Annotated in this window: 17 protein-coding genes; 11 read left to right on the top strand and 6 right to left on the bottom strand. The window is 64.0% G+C overall.

Going from position 1 to position 18,622, the window contains the following annotated elements:
- Positions 1-185 precede the first annotated feature (185 nt).
- The 4 genes from QA642_RS32225 (at position 186) to QA642_RS32210 (ending at position 4,232) form a co-directional block, all read left to right on the top strand.
- The gene (locus QA642_RS32225) at positions 186-1,472 is read left to right on the top strand and encodes an O-antigen ligase family protein (protein WP_283080474.1); all 1,287 of its coding nucleotides are present in this window, start codon (positions 186-188) and stop codon (positions 1,470-1,472) included.
- A gap of 20 nt (positions 1,473-1,492) precedes the next feature.
- Positions 1,493-2,503 carry a glycoside hydrolase family 5 protein gene (locus tag QA642_RS32220; RefSeq protein ID WP_283087018.1) on the top strand — a complete coding sequence of 337 codons (1,011 nt, stop codon included), beginning with the start codon at positions 1,493-1,495 and terminating at the stop codon, positions 2,501-2,503.
- A 134-nt stretch (positions 2,504-2,637) separates the two neighbouring features.
- On the top strand, positions 2,638-3,783 hold the full coding sequence (locus tag QA642_RS32215; RefSeq protein WP_283080473.1) for an AI-2E family transporter: 1,146 nt from the start codon (positions 2,638-2,640) through the stop codon (positions 3,781-3,783).
- Positions 3,780-4,232, top strand: a complete 453-nt coding sequence (locus QA642_RS32210) for a potassium channel family protein (protein ID WP_283080472.1) — start codon at positions 3,780-3,782, stop codon at positions 4,230-4,232. The genes QA642_RS32215 and QA642_RS32210 overlap by 4 nt, the downstream gene beginning before the upstream one ends.
- Before the next feature lie 23 nt (positions 4,233-4,255).
- Here the strand turns inward: QA642_RS32210 and QA642_RS32205 are convergent, their stop codons facing one another.
- Positions 4,256-4,939, bottom strand: a complete 684-nt coding sequence (locus QA642_RS32205; RefSeq protein ID WP_283080471.1) for a helix-turn-helix domain-containing protein — start codon at positions 4,937-4,939, stop codon at positions 4,256-4,258.
- 293 nt (positions 4,940-5,232) lie between these two features.
- Between QA642_RS32205 and QA642_RS32200 the strand changes: the two genes are divergently transcribed.
- Both QA642_RS32200 and QA642_RS32195 read left to right on the top strand, forming a co-directional pair.
- Positions 5,233-5,856, top strand: a complete 624-nt coding sequence (locus QA642_RS32200; protein ID WP_283080470.1) for a response regulator — start codon at positions 5,233-5,235, stop codon at positions 5,854-5,856.
- Between the two features lie 189 nt (positions 5,857-6,045).
- A complete protein-coding gene (locus tag QA642_RS32195; protein ID WP_283080469.1) occupies positions 6,046-6,414 on the top strand; it encodes a response regulator in 369 nt (122 codons plus the stop codon).
- Positions 6,415-6,426: 12 nt separating this feature from the next.
- Here QA642_RS32195 and QA642_RS32190 read toward each other — a convergent pair whose 3' ends face one another.
- From QA642_RS32190 to QA642_RS32180, 3 genes are read right to left on the bottom strand one after another with little or no spacing between them, the layout of a single operon-like run.
- Positions 6,427-7,011, bottom strand: coding sequence for an invasion associated locus B family protein (locus QA642_RS32190; RefSeq protein WP_283080468.1), 585 nt, complete (start codon positions 7,009-7,011; stop codon positions 6,427-6,429).
- A 24-nt stretch (positions 7,012-7,035) separates the two neighbouring features.
- On the bottom strand, positions 7,036-7,920 hold the full coding sequence (locus tag QA642_RS32185) for a dienelactone hydrolase family protein (RefSeq protein WP_283080467.1): 885 nt from the start codon (positions 7,918-7,920) through the stop codon (positions 7,036-7,038).
- Positions 7,921-7,931: 11 nt separating this feature from the next.
- On the bottom strand, positions 7,932-9,620 hold the full coding sequence (locus QA642_RS32180; protein WP_283080466.1) for a transporter: 1,689 nt from the start codon (positions 9,618-9,620) through the stop codon (positions 7,932-7,934).
- 136 nt (positions 9,621-9,756) lie between these two features.
- Between QA642_RS32180 and QA642_RS32175 the strand changes: the two genes are divergently transcribed.
- From QA642_RS32175 to QA642_RS32155, 5 genes are all read left to right on the top strand, one after another.
- Positions 9,757-10,440 (top strand): YoaK family protein, encoded by a 684-nt coding sequence (locus QA642_RS32175; RefSeq protein ID WP_283080465.1) that lies wholly within the window; start codon positions 9,757-9,759, stop codon positions 10,438-10,440.
- Positions 10,437-12,134, top strand: coding sequence for a SulP family inorganic anion transporter (locus QA642_RS32170; protein WP_283080464.1), 1,698 nt, complete (start codon positions 10,437-10,439; stop codon positions 12,132-12,134). The genes QA642_RS32175 and QA642_RS32170 overlap by 4 nt, the downstream gene beginning before the upstream one ends.
- A gap of 137 nt (positions 12,135-12,271) precedes the next feature.
- Positions 12,272-15,025, top strand: a complete 2,754-nt coding sequence (locus QA642_RS32165) for a decarboxylase (protein WP_283080463.1) — start codon at positions 12,272-12,274, stop codon at positions 15,023-15,025.
- 18 nt (positions 15,026-15,043) lie between these two features.
- The gene (locus QA642_RS32160; protein ID WP_283080462.1) at positions 15,044-16,744 is read left to right on the top strand and encodes a transporter; all 1,701 of its coding nucleotides are present in this window, start codon (positions 15,044-15,046) and stop codon (positions 16,742-16,744) included.
- Between the two features lie 14 nt (positions 16,745-16,758).
- Positions 16,759-17,193, top strand: a complete 435-nt coding sequence (locus QA642_RS32155; RefSeq protein ID WP_283080461.1) for a hypothetical protein — start codon at positions 16,759-16,761, stop codon at positions 17,191-17,193.
- 69 nt (positions 17,194-17,262) lie between these two features.
- Here the strand turns inward: QA642_RS32155 and ppk2 are convergent, their stop codons facing one another.
- The gene (gene ppk2 / locus QA642_RS32150; RefSeq protein ID WP_283080460.1) at positions 17,263-18,063 is read right to left on the bottom strand and encodes a polyphosphate kinase 2; all 801 of its coding nucleotides are present in this window, start codon (positions 18,061-18,063) and stop codon (positions 17,263-17,265) included.
- A 26-nt stretch (positions 18,064-18,089) separates the two neighbouring features.
- A complete protein-coding gene (locus QA642_RS32145) occupies positions 18,090-18,545 on the bottom strand; it encodes a hypothetical protein (RefSeq protein WP_283080459.1) in 456 nt (151 codons plus the stop codon).
- Positions 18,546-18,622: the final 77 nt, after the last annotated feature.

Below are 18,622 nucleotides of genomic sequence, written 5' to 3'. Positions count from 1 at the left end.
AAATCGGGACGGTCGATCGAGCCGGACCCGCGCTTTATAGCAAGGTCGTTACGGGCGAGACACCGGAGGCGTGTAATTTGCATTAATGCGGCCGGCAGGATTCATATCGTTACCAAACTCTTAAGTCGCCGGGGGAATCGCGACGCGCTAGCGGATTGTTAACCGCGCTTTAGGAAAGTCGTCTCATGGCCAGCCTGCAGACCGAGGTGGATTCCGAGGCACTCGAGAGCGCGTTCTGGAAGACGCGCAGCGCCAGCGTCGAGAAGCTTGCCAGGACCGCCATCCTCGGTTCGATCACCGTCAACGTGGTCGCGTCGATGGGCAATTTCAACACCGCGCTGCTGCCGGAGCAGCTGGGCAATCTGCAACAGGCCATTGCGATCCTGATGTGGGCCGTCCTCATCTACGCAAGTGCATTCGTGCGTCCGCGCCTGCGGCTGCAGCTCAATCCCGATCTGATCGTTCTGGTCGCATTCTATGGCCTCGCCGTCGTCTCCGTGTCGTGGTCCAGCCTGAACGCCGCGGCATTCATGAAGAGTGCGGCGCTGGCGATGACGACATTCGGCGCGTTCTGTCTGATCACGCGTATCGAAATCGACGAGATTGTGGGGGCCACGGTCCTCGGGCTCTTCATATCGGTCGCCGCATCGGCCTTCTTCGCGATCGCGGTGCCCGATATCGGGATCGATCACACCTGGATGCACGAGGGACAGTGGCAGGGCATCTATGAATCCAAGCAGACGCTCGGCTTCGTCGGCGCCTACCTGATGTTCTTTTCCTGCTATCGCAAGATGACGGGGCAGGGCTGGATCTCCTTCCTCGTCGTGTTCCTGCTGGCGTCAATTTGCGTCCTCGCGTCGGAATCGCGAGGCGCTGGTGCCGTCGCGCTCGCCGCCTGCGCGCTGCTCCTGACCTCGATGTGGTCGGTCCGCTGCATGAAGATCTATGCGGTGCTGCCGTTCGTCATGTGCGTCCTGGCCGGCTTCCTGATCCTCTACTTCTATGTGACCGGCTATGACGCCATCCATATCGGCGATGCGAACATCGATTTTACCGAGCGAACCTTCATCTGGCAGTATGCCATCAGCCATCTCGACAACGCACCGCTGCTTGGATTCGGCATCAACGGGTTCTGGACGGTCCCGTCGCTCTACGATTATTTCGAGCAGAACCACGGCTGGGTCCTGGACAATTACCACAGCGGCTACATCGCGATCCTGATCGAAACGGGATTTCTGGGATATGCGCTCTTTGCCACGAGCGTCTTCCTGTTCTCGACCAAGATTCTCCATCTGATCTCCACGCGATCGATCGACCGGTCTCACTGCGCCCTGATCATCGGATTTGTCGTCCTCAGCTTTCAGTCCAATTTCACCGAGACGATGTTCCTTCGTTCGACGATGTTTACGTCGGTGCTCCTCCTGGCGCTCTTCTTCGCAACGTGCAGACCGGTGCCGCAGACCGACTTTTAGCCCTCACCAAGGCAAGCATGATGATCGCCATCCGGGCCCGTTGGCCGAGAATTTCGTCTGTTGCAGCAACCGCGTTTTGCCTTGCCTCGCTGCTGGTCGGGCCTGCCGCTGCCGGTGACATGCCGCGATTGGGCCGTGGCATCAACATTCTCGGCTACGATGGAATCTGGGAAGGCGGTCAGAACGCACCGTTCCGCCTGGAGAATCTGACGGCGATCAAGAAGGCGGGCTTCTCGCACGTCAGGATCAATTTCTTCGGTTTCAAGTTCATGGGACCCGGGAACGTGCTGGACGAGATCGTCCTGCGGCGGCTCGATGCCGTGATCGAGGAGGTTTTCGCAAGGGGCCTCATCCCCGTCCTCGACGAACACGATACTCACGTCTGCCAGAGCGACGTTTCCGGATGCGCCGAGAAGCTCAGGGCGTTCTGGCGGCAGATCGCCGAGCGCTATGCCGGAAAATATCCAGGACTCGTGTTAGAGGTCTTGAACGAGCCCGGTGGGCAGATGACGTCGGCGAGCTGGAACACGCTCCTCAATGAATGTCTCGCCATCATCCGCCGCACCAATCCCGAGCGGCAGGTGGTTGCCGCCATTCTCAACACCGTGGACATCCGCGTCGACGAGCTGGCACTGCCGGCCGACGACAGGAACCTCATCGTCACGTTTCACTACTACGCGCCGCTACGATTCACCCATCAGGGCGCGCCGTGGTCCCAGACGTTTTCGCGGATCGGGCCGCTCGATTGGGGTAGCCCGGACGACGAAGCCAAGGCTGCCGCCGATTTCAACACGATGAAGCTCTGGGCTGAGAAGGAGAAGCGCCCGGTCTATCTCGGCGAGTTCGGCGTGTACGAGCGGGCGCCATCCGACAGCCGCGTGAGATACCTGTCGTTCATGGCGAGGAGTGCCGAGAAGCTCGGCTGGGCCTGGGCCTATTGGCAATTCGACCACGACTTCGCGGCCTTCGACAGCGTTCGTCAGGCCTGGAAGCCGGACATCCTGCGCGCCTTATCTCCGCCGCCGCGTTGACGGGAGCAGGGCCGCCGCGGGCGGCGCCTGGACAAGCGGCGCAACATTCACCTTGATCTGGATCAAGCTTGCCGCGGCGGGCAGGGCACTACTCTTCGCATGGGTGTGCCCGCCCCGACAGACAGGCTTCGACCTTGAAGAAACCGCGCCAGCTTGTATTTCCGGACGTGATCCAGCTTGTGATCCGGCTCGGATTGCTCGCCTTGCTGGTTCTGTGGACCTTCATCATCATCAAGCCGTTCGTGCCGATCCTGACCTGGAGCGCGGTGCTCGCGGCGGCGTTCTATCCGGCGTTCAGCTGGCTCGCCAGATGCCTCGGCGGCCGGCCCCGCACGGCTGCCGCCTTGCTGACGTTTGTGGCGCTCGGCATCGTCATCGGTCCGGCGGCTTGGCTCGGCCTCGGTGCCGTCGAAGCGATCAAGGACATCGCGGGGCAGATTGGCAGCGGTGAGCTCAGGCTTCACGCCGCGCCCGAGCAGATCAAAGGCTGGCCGCTGGTCGGTCCGCAGCTCTATGAGTTCTGGAATCTGGCCTATACCAATATCCGCGCGGTGCTGCGTGAGGTGGCGCCCTATCTGAAGCCGATTGCGGGAATGATGCTGTCCTTTGCCGGCGATACCGGCATTGGCATGCTCCAGTTCCTGCTCTCGGTCTTCGTCGCCGGGCTGCTGCTTCCGTTCGGGCCGCAGCTCGTCGCGGCCATCAGGGGCTTCCTGGTCCGCGTCGTGCCGGAGCAGAGCGAGCATTTTCTGGAGCTCGCAGGGGCGACCATCCGTGCGGTAGCGCAGGGCGTGATCGGCGTGGCGATCGTGCAGGCGTTCTTCGCCGGGATCGGCTTCAAGCTCGCAGGTCTCTCGATCGCAGGCCTGCTCGCGGTGATCGTGCTCCTGCTGTCGATCGTGCAGATCGGCCCCTTCCTCGTGCTCCTCCCCGTCGTCATCTGGATCTGGACGGACAAGGACGTGACCACGGCCTTGCTTCTGACGCTCTATCTCGCCGTCGTCGGTCTGCTCGACAATATCCTGAAACCGCTGGTGATGGGGCGGGGGCTGACCACGCCGACGCTCGTCATCCTGATCGGCGTGATCGGGGGAACACTGAGCCACGGGATCCTCGGCCTCTTCATCGGCCCGATCATCCTGTCGGTCGCCTGGGAACTCGCGGCGGCCTGGATCCGCGTCGAGCGCACCGCGCCGGTTGAGATCGACAGGGCTACGGGCGACGCGGCGGAGATGGCTTCGCAGTCGGGCCGCGAGTTGAGGGCTGGTCGCCCGCGATGATGCAGATCTTCGTCGGCACCCTGGTGAGCGTAATCAATATCGGACTTCATGCGCTGGTCACGGTCGCCGCCGTCGCGATCGCCCGCAGCGCGGGTCGGCGGCATACTGAACGGCCGAGATTGCACCTGATGGGCGTGATGATCGCGACCGCCGTGGTGCTGAAGATCGCGCACACGCTGGAGATCCTGGTGTGGGCCGCGACCTACGGCATCGTCCAGGCCGCCGCGGCCGGTAGCGATCTGCTCTATTTTGCTTTCGTCAACTACACCACGCTCGGCTATGGCGACATCACGCCGGTGCAGCAATGGCGGCTCATCGGGCCGTTGACGGCCATGAATGGCGTGCTGCTGTTCGGCTGGTCGGCCGCCATCCTGTTCGAGGTCTTGCTCAAGACGCTGGAGCAGCTCGGCCTGACCGAAGCGTCCGGCGCAGGTTCACCGCGGAACTGATGCGTCCGGCGCTGCGGACCCGTTCAGGACTGCAGGTCGAGGCGCGCGAGCAGGTGCCGGTCCAGCAGCACGATCTGGCGCTGCGTGTTGCCGATAAAGCCGAGAACGCCGATCTCGTGCAGCCGCGACAAGGCGCGGGACACGGTTTCCAGCGTCAGGCCCAGATAATCGGCGATATCGCGCCGCGACATCGGCAGCGCCATGACGTCGCATGCGGAGAGGCGCTTGTCCATCTCAAGCAGGAACGCGGCCACCCGCTCCAGCGACGTCTTGCGGCCGAGCAACAGCATGTGATCCTCGGCGTGCTGGAGGTTGGTCGTCGTCATGCTGAGCAGGTTCCTGGCGACCATGGCGTCGCTCTCGGCCACCATTTCGAGGCTTTGGCGCCGGACCAGCCGGACCGTGGTGTCGACGATCGCTTCGGTGGTGAAGCGGTGCTCACGGCCGTTCTCCAGCCCGAAGATGTCGCCGACGAGGTGGAACGCGCCGATCTGCCTGCGGCCGTCCGACAACAGCTTGTAACTTCGCACCGCACCGGACTTGACCTGGTAGACGTATTCGGCCGGTTCCTTCTCGCCGTAGATTTCGGTGCCTTTTCGGTACGAAAATTCGCTTAAATTGACCAGCGCATTTGAATCGCTGGTCATGCCGAGGTCGCGGAGGGAGTTGGGGCGCGGTACGGAATCCGTGGTGATGCGAACAAGCATGGCCAACTCCTCATCGCCGAATTGGTCTGTGAGGCTAACTATTTTTGTAGCTGGAATGCGCCGCGCTATCCCACTCCCGCTGAAGTTGATTTTCGACCAAGGCGGTATTTCAATCCATTGTCCCTAGGTCCATTGTACCAAGGGACAACATGATTGCCCGGTGCACAGGATGAGAAGCATTGCGTCCTTCGAATTTGACTCATCGCGAAGCAGACATTTCAATCCTCAAACGGATGAAGACGGCTTTGTAGAGTGAGAAGACCATCAGCGGTCCTCAATGCAAGAGGTGGTAGGTGCCAGGCCTCGTTCACGTGGTCGACGACGATGAATCCTTTCGGACGGCGATCGAGCGTCGGCTGAAGCTGGCGGGCTATGAGGTCGCGACCTATGCGTCGGCGAAGGAGCTGCTGGATGCCGGGCCGGACGACGAGCAGGCGAGCTGCATCCTGCTCGACGTGCGGATACCGGGATTGAGCGGCCCCGACTTGCAGACTCAATTGGTCGCATCGGGCTCGACCCTGCCGATCATCTTCCTGACCGGATTCGCCGACACGCCGACCACCGTGCGGGCGATCAAGGCGGGCGCGGAAGACTTCCTGACCAAGCCGATCTCCTCGGAGCAGTTGATCGACGCGATCGAGCGCGCGCTGGCGCGCCAGAGCGTCGCGCGCGCGCATCGCGGCCGACTGGAGACATTCCGTATGCACCTCGCAACGCTGACGCAGCGCGAGCGGCAGGTGTTCGATCTCATCGTGCGCGGCCGGATCAACAAGCAGATCGCGTACGAGCTCGGGACCACCGAGCGTACCGTGAAGGCGCACCGCCACCAGGTGATGGAGAAGATGCAGGTTCATTCGCTTGCGGAGCTCGTTTCGATCGCTGAACGGCTCGGAATGCTCGATGCGAACGACGATTAACGGAGTTGTCGCCGCGCCCTGCACAGTTCTCCCGGTGTGACTTCCCGAAGGGACAATTGAAAAGGCGTTGGCGCGGTGCTGCGATGCAGGCGCGGTAGTTGCAGCTTGTTGCCCGATGCGCGGGGGAACGCCCGGTCGTATCGCCTTCCCCGCAGGGCCATCACCGTTGATGCCGCCTGAGAGGTCGCCGTGCCGACGCGCCAGTCCGTCTTCATTGTCGATGACGATCCGTCCGTCCGGACGAGCATGTCCAGGCTGCTCCGCGCTCACGGTTTCGTCGCCACCCTGTTCGAGTCGGCGGGCGCCTTGCTCGATTACGGCGGATTCGAAAGGGCGATGTGCATCGTGCTCGACATCAATCTCGACGGAAAATCCGGCATCGAACTTCGCCTGCGTTTGACGGAGAAGGGTGTGACCGCGCCGGTCATCTACATCACCGGGAACGACAGTCCGGCGAACCGCACCGCGGCGATCGCATCGGGCTGCGTCGCCTACCTGACCAAGCCGTTTTCCGCCGAGTCCCTGATCGAGTCGGTGACGCGCGCGGCTGCGGCTTAGGGCCGCGAGCGCTCACTCGTCGACATACTGCTCCAGCGTCTTCGCCGGCGCGCCGCTGCGGGCAGACGCGAACTGTCCCAGAGGCACCGCGGTGGTGAGAGCGAGGAGGTTCGCATCGACGAGCTCGAGCGTCAGCGCCTTGCCTGATGCCATCTCCTTGACCGTGTTCGGCGCCGCCACGTCGGCCGCGATGCAGAGATTGGTGGCGCACCAGGTATAGGGCACGCGGAACGGCGTGCCCTGGTCGATGGTCAATTTGGGCGCCTGTTGCAGGTACATGCCGACAGGCACGAACAATTGCAGCCGGGCGGCGGGAGCGTCCTCGCGCTCGATTAGGTCGACGCGCACCGCGATCTGACCGGTCGGGAATTTGCCCGTGATCGAGGTCCGGCACAGCGTCGGCGCGCCGCCGGCCTTGAAGCAGAGTTTTTGCCAGTCGCCATAGGTGATGTCCTTCGCTTCGCGCTGACCACGCGTTGCAAACTCGGCGGGCTTTTCGGCTTGCGCCGTCTTCGGTGCGGCGCTGCCTGAGCTTGTCGCGGTGCAGATGAGCGCAATCGCCAACAGGCCGGAAAGACAATCAAGAGGGCGAGGCATGGTCGCGTCTCCGAAGTTCAGGGTTCACTTTTGCGCATCGAGGAATTTTGTCACAAGCGGCGACCAGAGCGGGATCGCATCCGGCGAGCCGATGAAGAAATGCCCCTCATGGCCGAATGGCGGCATCAGGTGATATTCGGCGCGCCCGCCGGCGGCGGTGAAGGCGGCATGCATGCGCTTGGACAGCTCGGGCCCGAAGAACGTGTCGTTCTCGATGTAGATCCACAGCATCGGCACGCGCGAGGTGCGGCCGAAATCCGCGGTCACGTCGACCAGCCTGTCGGGCGCGCAGTTGTTGTTGGGCTTGCCGCCGACCCGGCCGCCGCGGCCGGCGGCGAAGGTGATGACCGCCTTCACCTGCGGCGGGTTCACGCTCGACAGCGCCATAGCGGCCCAGCCGCCGGCGGACTGGCCGACCACGATCACGTCCTTCGGGATGATCCGCTTCTCGGCCGCCAGGAAGTCGATGATCCAGAGATCGACCTGGGCAACGGCAAGGCCCGCATCATGGAAATTGGGATTGGTGCATTTGCCGACCTTGGAGAAGAACGGGCCGAACAGCGCGCGATCGGGAACGTCGATCGCCTGCGCGCCATAGCCGCTGCCGACCGGCGCCACCACGAGATAGCCGCGCTTTGCGAACCATTTGGCGGCATCGCGGAATTCCACCAGCGGAAAGAAGCTGCGATCCCTCGGAATGAGCGACACGCCGTGATTCATGATCACGAGCGGGAACGGGCCATCGCCGACCGGGCGCACCAGGTAGGCGAACATCGGCAGCGGCAGCGGCAGCGCCCAGATCTCTTCCTGGATGCGGACCTCGTCCTCGGCGCGCGCGGGCAATGCGGCGATGAGAAGGACGAGGAGGGCCGTCGCGAACGAGCACAGAATTGCAGGCAAGCGAAGCATCGCGCCCTCCTTCATCCCGAAAACGTAGCGGCCACGACGATCGGGCCGAGCACCGTCAGCACGACATTGCCGACCGCGTAGGGCACGGCGACGCCGAGCACCGGCGTCTGGCTCTCGGCGACATCGCAGGCGCCGGTGACGGCAGCATCGACCGTCATGGCGCCGGCCAGCGCCCCGCAGGTCACGACCGGGTTCATGCGCAGCAGGTAATAGGCGACCAGCGTTCCGACCGTCATCGGGATCAGCGTGACGACGATGCCCATGCCCACCAGCAGCAGGCCATGGGCCTGGATCGCCGACCAGGCGGCAAGGCCGTTGCCAAGCCCGATCGCCGCGATGAAGCCGCCAAGGCCGATGTCGCTCAACGTCTGCTGCGCCGCCGGCGGCATCGCGCCCATGGTCGGCTTGCGCGAGCGCAGCCAGCCGCAGACGAGGCCCGCGATCAGCGCGCCGCCGCCACCACCGAGCGTCAAGGCGACCCCGCCGACCTTGACGCTGGCAAGGCCGGCCAGAAGGCCGACGGCGATGCCGGTGGCAAGGAAGGCGATGTCGGTGCGATCGCTTGCGTTCAATGCGTGGCCGACCTGCACTGTGGCCCGCGCGATGTTGTTGGTGCTGCCGACCAGCGTCATGACATCGCCGATATAGACGCGCGTGTCGGGCCCGAGCGGCACCTCGCGGCCCATCCGCGTGAGAGCACGCAGGAACACGCCGCGCGCGCTGTCGCCGACGATCTCGGCGACCTCGCGGATCGAGCGGCCATGCAGCTTGCGGTTCTCCACGAGCACCTCGATGACGTTGCCGGGCAGGCTCTGCAACAGCGCGTCGGCGTCGATCTCCTCGCCGATTGTGGGCTCCGCCGCGACGATGGCCGCAGTCGGGCCGGTCAGGACGATGTCGTCGTTCGCCTCGAGCAAGGTGTCGCGGTGCGGCGCGATGTCGGCGCCGCGGCGGACGATCCGCTCGACGATGGTACGGCGGCCGATCTCCGTCTCGATGGCCTCGACTGTGCGACCCGCTGCGGCCGAGACGCGATAGGCCCGGGCCTGGAACTTGCGATAGGAGAGGTTGTCCGTTTTCGCCGGCACGCCGCCGGCAAGCTCCGCCTCGAGCTTCTTCGCCTCCGCCTTGAGATCGATCCGCATCAGCCGCGGCGCGACGAACGGAACGAACAGCAGCGTCAGGATGTAGCCGAGCACATAGGTCACGGCATAGCCGGCCGCGATATTGGCTTCCTGCTGCTTGAGCACGTCGGCAGGCAGGCCGAGCTGCGCCAGTGCGCCCGAGGCGGTGCCGATCACCGAGGATTGCGTCAGCGCGCCGGCGGTGAGACCTGCGGCCGTTCCGGTATCGAGCTTGAACGCATGGGCGAAGATCAGCACGAGCACGAGACCCGTCGCGCCGATCACCAGCGCCAGCACGACCTGCGCCAGGGTCCGCACGCTCAGCGAGGCGAAGAATTCCGGTCCTGACCGGTAGCCGATGGTGAAGACGAAGAGGCTGAACAGGATCGCGCGCAGGACCGGCGGGAAGGAGAAGCTGCCGAGCTGTCCGATCAGGACGGCGACGATCAGGACGCAGGCGGTGGTGCCGATCGAGAAGCCGCGAATCCTGATGCGGCCGAGAATGGTGCCGATCGCAATGGCCAGCAGCAGGAAGATCTCCGGTGCGGTGGCGATGATCCACCTGACGGTATCCATGGTCGCATTTCCCCCGGCGCTTTGCCGCGATTTGATTGGCCGCCCGGCGGGATTGCTTGATCCAGATCAAGCCCCGGCTCGGGCGAGGCAAGGCCTATGACATGATGAAGTGTTTGCGACAGCCCTCATTGCCGACATGAGTACTCTGGACGTCGCTGCCGGCGCGGTGCGCCGCGATGAAACGGTCGAGATCGTCATGCTGCTCGCCTTCACCGGCGGCTATATCGACGCCTATACCTGGATCATCCACGGCGTGATGGCGAATGCGCAGACCGCGAACGTGATCTTCCTCTGGGTCTATGCGATGGCCGGCAATTGGGCGGAGGCCTTGCACTTCGTGCCGCCGATCCTGGCCTTCACCGTCGGTATCGTGGTCGCCGCCTGGCTTCGCCGTGCTGCCGGGAATCGGGCCAGCGCACTCGGCACCCTGGTCGAGATCCTGTTCTTGATCACGATCGGCATCCTGCACAACCGCCTGCCGGACCTCGCCGGAACGCTCGGCATTTCCATGGTCGCGGCGATACAGGCGGCGATGTTCGTCAAGGTCGAGGGAACCGTTTGCAGCACGGTGATGATCACCGGCAACATGCGTCAGTTCGTCGAGAACCTCTTTGCGGTCGTCCATGGCGGAGCGCCGTTCGGGACGCTGCGCAAGTCGGCCATCTTCTTCGCGCTGTGTGCGGTGTTCGGCTGCGGCGCGGCCGCGGGTGCCTTCGCCACCAAGGCCCTTCCCAACCTCGCGCTCGGCATTCCCGTGGTCGCGCTGCTGATTGTCCTCTTGCGCTGCGAAGCGATGCCACGTGCGGGGGAGGGGCGATGAACACTCCGTCCAATCCGGCCTGGACGCGGTTCTTTCCACCGGCCGAATGGCTTGCAACCTATCGGCGCGAATGGCTGCCGTCCGATGCCATCGCCGGCATCACGCTCGCCGCCTACGCCATTCCGGTCTCGCTCGCTTATGCCGCGCTCGCCGGGCTGCCGCCGCAGGTCGGCGTCTACGGCTACATGCTCGGCGGTATCGGCTATGCCCTGCTCGGGGCCTCGCGCCAGCTCGCGATCGGCCCGACCTCGGCAATCTCGCTGATGATCGCCGCAACCGTCGGCGCGCTCGCCGGAGGCGATGCGGTGCGCTATGCGCAGATCGCAAGCCTTGCGGCCTTTGCCGTGGCGGTGCTGTGCTTCATCGCCTGGCTGTTCAAGCTGAGCGTGCTGGTCCGCCTCGTCAGCGACAGCATCCTGGTCGGCTTCAAGGCCGGGGCCGGGCTCACCATCATCATGAGCCAGCTGCCGAGCCTGCTGGGCGTTCCCGGCGGCGGCCACAATTTCTTCGATCGCGCCATCAAGCTGGCCGGGCAGGTCGGCGCCATCCATCCGCTCGTGCTCGGCATCGGCGTCGTCGCGCTCCTGCTGCTTCTCGTCGGCGAGCGGCGTTTGCCGGGCAAGCCGGTCGGCATCACCATCGTTGCGCTCGCGATCATTGTGGCAACAGTCCTCGGCCTTCCCGCCCTCGGTGTGCCCGTTACTGGGAAGATACCGGAGGGGTTGCCAGCGCTCGGCATCCCGACATTCGGCCTGCTGGAGTTCGACGATCTCTTTCCGCTCGCGGCGGGTTGCGTGCTGCTGGCCTATATCGAAGGCGTGTCGGCGGCCCGCAGCTTCGCCGCCAAGCATGGTTATCCGCTCGACGTTCGCCAGGAGTTTTTGGGATTGGGCGCGGCGAACCTCGCTGCGGCCTTTGGTCACGGCTATCCCGTCGCCGGCGGTTTGTCGCAATCGGCGGTCAACGACAATGCCGGCGCGCGCACGCCGCTGGCGCTGGTGATCTGCTCGGTGGCACTCGGGCTGTGCCTGCTGTTCTTCACGGGACTATTGACCAATCTGCCCAAGGCGGTGCTGGCGGCGATCGTTTTTGCTGCCGTCTACAGGCTGGTCGATGTTCGTGCGCTGCTGCGCATGTGGCAGGTCAGCCGGATCGATTTCTACGCGGCGGCGATTGCCCTGGGCTCCGTGCTCCTGCTCGGCATCCTCCAGGGCGTCCTGCTGGCCTCGATCGCCTCGATCTTCCTGCTGCTGGCGCGGGCCTCGCGGCCGAACGTCCTCGGCCGCTTGCCTGGCAGCGGCCGTTATTCGGACAGCGCAAGGCATGAAGACGTCGAGCCGCTGGTCGGCATCATCGCTTTCCGCCCCGAGGCGTCGCTGCTCTACATCAATGCTGAGACGATCCTGGAAACCGTCCGGGTCGCGCTGGAAAAATCGTCTGGCGTCCGGCTGGTGGCCTGCGATCTCTCGGCCTCGCCCTATATCGATCTGGCGGGTGCGCGGATGCTGCACGAGCTGCATGACGAACTTGCGTCGCGCAAAGTGACCCTCTGCATCGTCGGCGCGCATGCGCAGCTCCGCGACCTCCTGCGTTCCGAAGGGCTCGCGGAGAAGACCGATAGCGGCCAATGGCTGCGGTCGCTCGACAGCTTGCTCGGCGACGATCAGGCGGCAACTGCGCAACGCACGGCCTGACGCCGTCCTGTTGCGATGCGAACGGCGTGGCATTGCGCGTCAGAATGCATGCGACCGTTGACTTGGATCAATGGAGCGAGCGGAGCCGCACTCACGATCCCGCATCACCTTTGCCCCAAAGGAAGCGGGAGAGAGTCATGTCCAAAGAGCCCAAGGCCGCGCACAAGCGCATTGACCAGTTCTTTTCCGGACCCGGCGCGCGGGCAGACGATTGGCGTGATCTGGTCGAGGCCGCCAAGACCTGGGCCCGGGTGGGCAATCGCGCGGCCTTCGACGCGGCGCTGGCCGATCTCTCGGTCACCGAGGAGTTTCACGGTTATCCCGGTATGCAGTTGATGGCGGCGCTGCGGGAGGCCGCGGCCGCGGGCGATGGAGCAACCTCGTTCACCCTCGCGACAAGGATCGCCCAAGCGCTGTCGACGCGATCCTTCCGCCAGCATGCCGGCGACTGGAGCGCGAAGGACGACGGCAATGGCGACGTCGCCGAACTGGTGCCGCCGAGCTTCGGCGCGCACACCACACGCCGGCCCTATTTCGAAACCCTGATCGTGACGGGCGTATCATCCAGCCATTGGCCGGCGCTGGCGGCCGAATGGCGCAAGCTGCGGCGGCCGGTCGATGCGTTCGTCTATGAGCCCGTCATCGTCGGCAGCCTGGAAGATGCCTTCTGCGCGACCATGCTCAACCCCAACATCGCCGCGGTCATCATCAACGAGGGCTTTGGCCTGCGCTCGCGGCACGATGCGCCGGTGCTGCGCTCGATCATGGCTGCCGCCGGTCTCAACGAGGAAACCGACGCGTCCGCGCTGCGGCTCGCCCAGATCATCAAGCGCGTCAGGCCCGAGCTCGACCTTTACATGATCTCGAACCGCGACGTTGAAGAACTTGCGGGCAATCCGGAAGCCAACGTCGTCCGCCGCATCTTCTATTCGGTTGAGGAATTGCTTGAGCTGCATCTGTCGATCCTCGAAGGCATCCAGGATCGTTACGACACGCCGTTCTTCGACAATCTCAAGAAATATGCGCAGCGCCCGATCGGGACCTTCCACGCGCTGCCGATCGCCCGCGGCAAGTCCATCTTCAAGTCGGACTGGATCCGCGACATGGGCGAGTTCTACGGCCCGAACCTGTTCCTGGCCGAGAGCAGCGCCACCACCGGCGGTCTCGACAGCATGCTGGAGCCGACCGGCAACATCAAAAAGGCGCAGGAGAAGGCGGCGAGGGCGCTCGGCGCCGATCGCGTCTTCTTCGTCACCAACGGCACCTCGACCTCGAACAAGATGGCGGTGCAGGCGTTGCTCGCGCCCGGCGACATCGCGATCGTCGATCGCAACTGCCACAAGTCGCACCATTACGGCATGGTACTGGCCGGCGCGCAGCCGCTCTACGTCGAAGCCTTCCCGATGACGGAATATTCGATGTACGGCGCGGTGCCGCTGAAGACGATCAAGCAGGCGCTGCTCGGCGCCAAGGCCGACGGCCGGCTCGACCGCGTCAAGATGGTCGATCTCACCAATTGCACCTTCGATGGCCACATCTACAACACCCGCCGGGTGATGGAGGAATGTCTCGCCATCAAGCCGGACCTGATCTTCCTGTGGGACGAGGCCTGGTTCGGCTTCGCGCGCTTCTCGCCGTTCCTGCGCCGGCGCACCGCGATGGGTGCGGCCAACGAGATCGAAGCCTGGATGCGCGATCCCAAATCGGTCGCGGCCTATGAGAAGCAGCAGGCCGAGCTCGGCAAGAACCCGTCGGACGAGGTACTGCTCAAGACCCGGCTCATTCCCGATCCCAGGCAGATTCGGCTGCGCGTCTACCAGACCAACTCGACCCACAAGTCGATGTCGGCGATCCGGCAGGGCTCCATGCTCTCGGTCAAGGACGTCGAATTCCACACCGTCGAGCAGCAGTTCAAGGAAGCCGTGTTCACGCACGCCTCCACCAGCCCGAACCAGCAGCTGATCGCAAGCCTCGATATTTCGCGGCGGCAGATGGAGCTTGAGGGTTACGGCCTCGTCGCCAACGCGATGGAGATCGCTTTCGCCATCCGCCAGGCGGTCAACAATAATCCGCTGATCTCGAAATATTTCCGCGTGCTCAGTGCCGACGCCATGGTGCCGGCGCAGTATCGCCAGAGCGGCTTCACGGACTATCTCGCGGCCGGCGTGAACTGGGTCAATACGCTGAAGAGCCTCGACGAGGACGAGTTCTGCCTCGATCCGACCCGCATGACGCTGGTGTGCGGCATGGCCGGCTATGACGGCACCCAGTTCAAGGGCATCCTGGCCAACGAGTACAACATCCAGGTCAACAAGACCTCGCGCAACTCGGTTCTGCTCCAGTCCAACATCAACAACACCCGCAGCGACGTCGCGCATCTCGTGCGCGTCCTCGCCGAGATCGCGGGCGAGGTCGATCGCGGGCTCGCGCAGGGCGGCGCCAACGCGAAGAAGACCTTCGAGGCGCGGGTCAAGAGCCTGATGACCGACGTGCCCGACCTGCCGAACTTCTCGCATTTCCATCCGAGCTTCCGCGGCGATGCCGGCAGCAAGACCAACGAGGGCGATATCCGCACCGGCTTCTATGCCGCCTATGACGTCGCCGGCTGTGAGCACATCCGCCTCAACGATCCCGAGATCGATCGGCGTCTGAAGGCCGGCCCCGAACTCGTCTCGGCGAACTTCGTGATCCCGTATCCGCCGGGCTTCCCGATCATGGTGCCCGGACAGGTGATCACCCAGGAGACCATCGACTTCATGCGCAAGCTCGATGTGAAGGAGATCCACGGCTACGACGCCAAGGAAGGCCTGAAGCTCGTGCGCACGGAAGCCTTGGCGAAGCTCGGCCGGCCGAAGCCTGGTGCGCAGCCCAAGCTCAAGGCCGCGTCATAGGACTTGGAGGGGACGACCATGCACGCGTTTTTCACGTTCCTCCAGCAGAACCCGTATCTGCTGCTGTTCTTCGTCGTCGGTCTCGCCGTCTATATCGGCCGGGCCAGCATCAAGGGTTACGGCCTCGGCATGGTCGCCGGCGCCATCGTGGTCGGCGCCGGCCTGTCGGTGTGGGCCTCTACTTACGGCGTGAAGCTCGAGCTGAACAATTTCGCCAAGAGCCTGTTCTACTATCTCTTCATGTATGGTGTAGGCCTGCGTGTCGGACCGTCATTCATCAACAGCCTGAGAGGCGACGGCCTCAAATTCTGTCTGCTGGCCTTGGTGTCGAGTGTGATCGGCCTCGCCCTTGTCGTCATCGGCGCGAAACTGTTCGCACTGCCGACCGGTGCGGCCGGCGGCATGCTTGCGGGATCGCAGACCATGTCGGCCGCGATCGGCTCCGCGGAGCAGGCGATTACGTCCGGTGTCGTCAAATTGCCGGAGGGCATGAAGCCCGAGGAAGCCTCCGGCATGATCGCGCTGTCCTACGGCATCACCTACATCTGGGGTACCGTCGGCATCATCCTGATCTGCAAATATCTGCCGCGCTGGTGGGGCGTCGATGCCAGGGCCGCCGCGAAGCAGTATGAGACGGAATTCGGCGTCAAGGATCTCGAAGGCGGCGGCTTGACCGGCTATCGCCAGTTCGGTCTGCGGGCCTACCGGCTGGAAAATCCGGCGACGGTCGGCGTGAGCATCGCCAAGTTCCGCGCGATCAATCCGGAATACCGGATCGTCAATGTGGGCCGCAACGGCGTGCCGCAAGGAGCCGATCCCGAATTCGTGCTGCAAAAGGGCGACGTTGTCGCTCTTGGCGGTTCGACCGAGCACCTCACCGAGAAGATGGGCCTGATCGGTCCGGAGGTCGCCGATGCCAAGACGCTGGGCATCCCCATGGACCAGGCGGAGATTCTCGTCACCAACAAGGAGATGGTGGGACGCACCTTCGAGTCCTTCCGCGACACCGCGATCGCCGGCCAGTTGCAGGTCACCAAGGTCGAGCGCGGCGGCGTGCAGATTCCGGCCGGTCTCAAGACCAAGCTGGAGCGCATGGACATCGTCTCGGTGGTCGGCCTGAAGTCCGCCGTTAACGAGCTCGGCGAGATGTGGGGCCGCATCGCGCGCGCCAACACCTCGACCGATCTGCTCACGCTTGCCGTTGGCATGATCATCGGCTTCCTGATCGGCATGATCGAGTTCCCGGCGTTCGGGGCCAAGATCGGCCTCGGCAATGCCGGCGGCCTGTTGCTGTCGGGCGTGATCGTGTCCTCGGTGGTGTCGCGGCTTCGCTTCTTCGGCAACACGCCGAACGCGGCCCGCAACGTGCTGGAGGATCTTGGCCTCATCGTCTTCGTCGCCATCGTCGGCATCAACGCCGGCGCAGGCCTGCTGGCGCAGCTCACCGGTGCGGTGGCGCTGAAGATCTTCCTCGTCGGCTTCATTGCCTGCACCATCCCGCCCTTCATCGTCTGGGCGATCGGCTATCACGTCTTCAAGATCAACCCGGCCGTGCTGATGGGCGGCGTTGCGGGCGCGCGCTCGCATTCCGGCCCATGCCGCGAGGCCGCGGTCGAGATCCAGAGCTCCGTGCCGTGGATCGGCTTCCCGGTCGGCTATGCCGTCTCGGGCATCCTGCTCACGGTGTTCGGTTACTTCGCGATGATCCTGGCTCAATAGGAGAAAGAAACGTCATGAGAAAATTGACCTTCGGTGCCGTCCTGGTTGCCGCGCTGGCGAGTGTTGCCGGTTTCAGTTCCACTGCGCGTGCGGAGACCGGCCAGGTCGCCGTCGTCTTCACCAAGGGTGGATTCATCGTCGGCGTCGGCGGCGGCGAGGGCGTTCTGCTCCTGAGAGGCAAGAAATATCCCTTCACCGTCTCCGGCATGAGCGTCGGCTTCACGGTCGGGGCGTCGACCACGAAGTTCGTCGGCCGTGCGCTCAACCTGAACGGGCCGGCGTCGATCCAAGGCTCTTATGCGGTGGGCGGCGCCGGCGGTGCCGTCGCAGCGGGCGCCGGTGCCGTACAGTTGCAGAACGCCAATGGCGTGATCCTGCAGCTCAGCGGTCCCCGGGTCGGCGCGGAGGTGTCGGCCGCGGTCGGCGGCGTCACGATCCAGCTGAAATAGGTCCGGAGCGGATCCTCAAGCAGACGGGCTGCGTCACCGCAGCCCGTTTCGCATTTCAATCTGCATGTTTCAGTATCGTTCCTCGACGAACTTCAGTCCGCGCAGGCTCGCCTGGTCGTTGTAGCGTCCCTTGTCCGACCGCGGCGGCAGTTTGACCTTCTCGCGCTTGACCTTCTTGTAGGGGATCGTACTCAGGATGTGCGAGATGACGTTGAGCCGTGCGCGCCGCTTGTCGTCGGAGCGGATCAGTCGCCACGGCGCATGCTTGGTATCGGTCGCCTCGAACATCATGTCGCGTGCACGCGAATAATCGTACCAGCGTCCGAACGACTCGGTGTCCATCGGGCTCAGCTTCCACTGCCGCAGCGGATCCTCGATGCGCGCCATGAAGCGGCGTTCTTGCTCCTCCATCCCGACCTCGAGCCAGAGCTTGATCAGGATGATGCCGGCGTCCACGGCGAATTTCTCGACCAGCGGACACAATTCGAGGAAGCGCTTGTGCTCGGCCGACGAACAAAAGCCCATGACATATTCGACGCCGGCGCGGTTGTACCAGCTGCGGTCGAAGATCACGATCTCGCCGCCGGCCGGGAATTGCTCGATGTAGCGTTGCAGGAACAGCTGGGATTTCTGCCGGTCGGAGGGCGCGGGCAGGGCGCACACACGGAACACGCGCGGGCTGACCTTTTCGGTCAAGGCTTTGATGGTTCCGCCCTTGCCGGCGGCATCGCGCCCCTCGAAGATGATGATCACCTTCAGTTTCTCGGCCCTGACCCATTCCTGGAGGTGGCACAGCTCGACCTGGAGCTTTTCGAGCTCCTTCTCGTAGTCCTTCCGCTTCATCTTCTCCGCAGTTTCATCCTTGGCCATGCCCGTCCTTTCGCTGTTTGCGGGCGCTACTCCTCGCCCCATGAAATGGTCACGCCGATGTCACCGGGCATTCCGCCCGGAAAATCGATGATCTGGTAGGCGATGCGATAGCCGCGCGGCTTCAGATAGTCGGTCCAGAGCTGGAAGATCTCCTTGGGGATGCCGGTCAGCGTATTCTCCCAGCCCTTTTCCATCTGGTTGATGGCGCGCCCTTTGTCGGTGCAGAGCGTATTGGGGAAGCGGTACACCATGACTTCGGTGAGACCGCTTCGCACCGCACGCTGGATGATGGTCGAGGCGAGCTTGATCTTCTCCTCCTCGGTCTTGCCGGACGGCTTGCTCAGGCGCTCGATCAGGGCAAGCTTCTCGGCCTCCGCCGCGGCGGCAAGGCGGACATATTCCTCCGCCTTCTGGGCTTCCTTGAGAGCGGTCTCTTTTCGGATTTGCGTGGCGCTTGGAATGAGATCGTCGAGGCCGGGCATGGCTGCGGCTCCCTTTCAGTGTGCAATCGGCGTTTCGCGGACGCTAGGTCCGGCGGCCGGCATTCCCTTGATTCAAA

The sequence above is a fragment of the Bradyrhizobium sp. CB2312 genome, from assembly GCF_029714425.1.
Taxonomy (GTDB): domain Bacteria; phylum Pseudomonadota; class Alphaproteobacteria; order Rhizobiales; family Xanthobacteraceae; genus Bradyrhizobium.
Note: the sequence above shows the minus strand (reverse complement) of the source record. Positions and strands in the feature narration are given on the sequence as shown.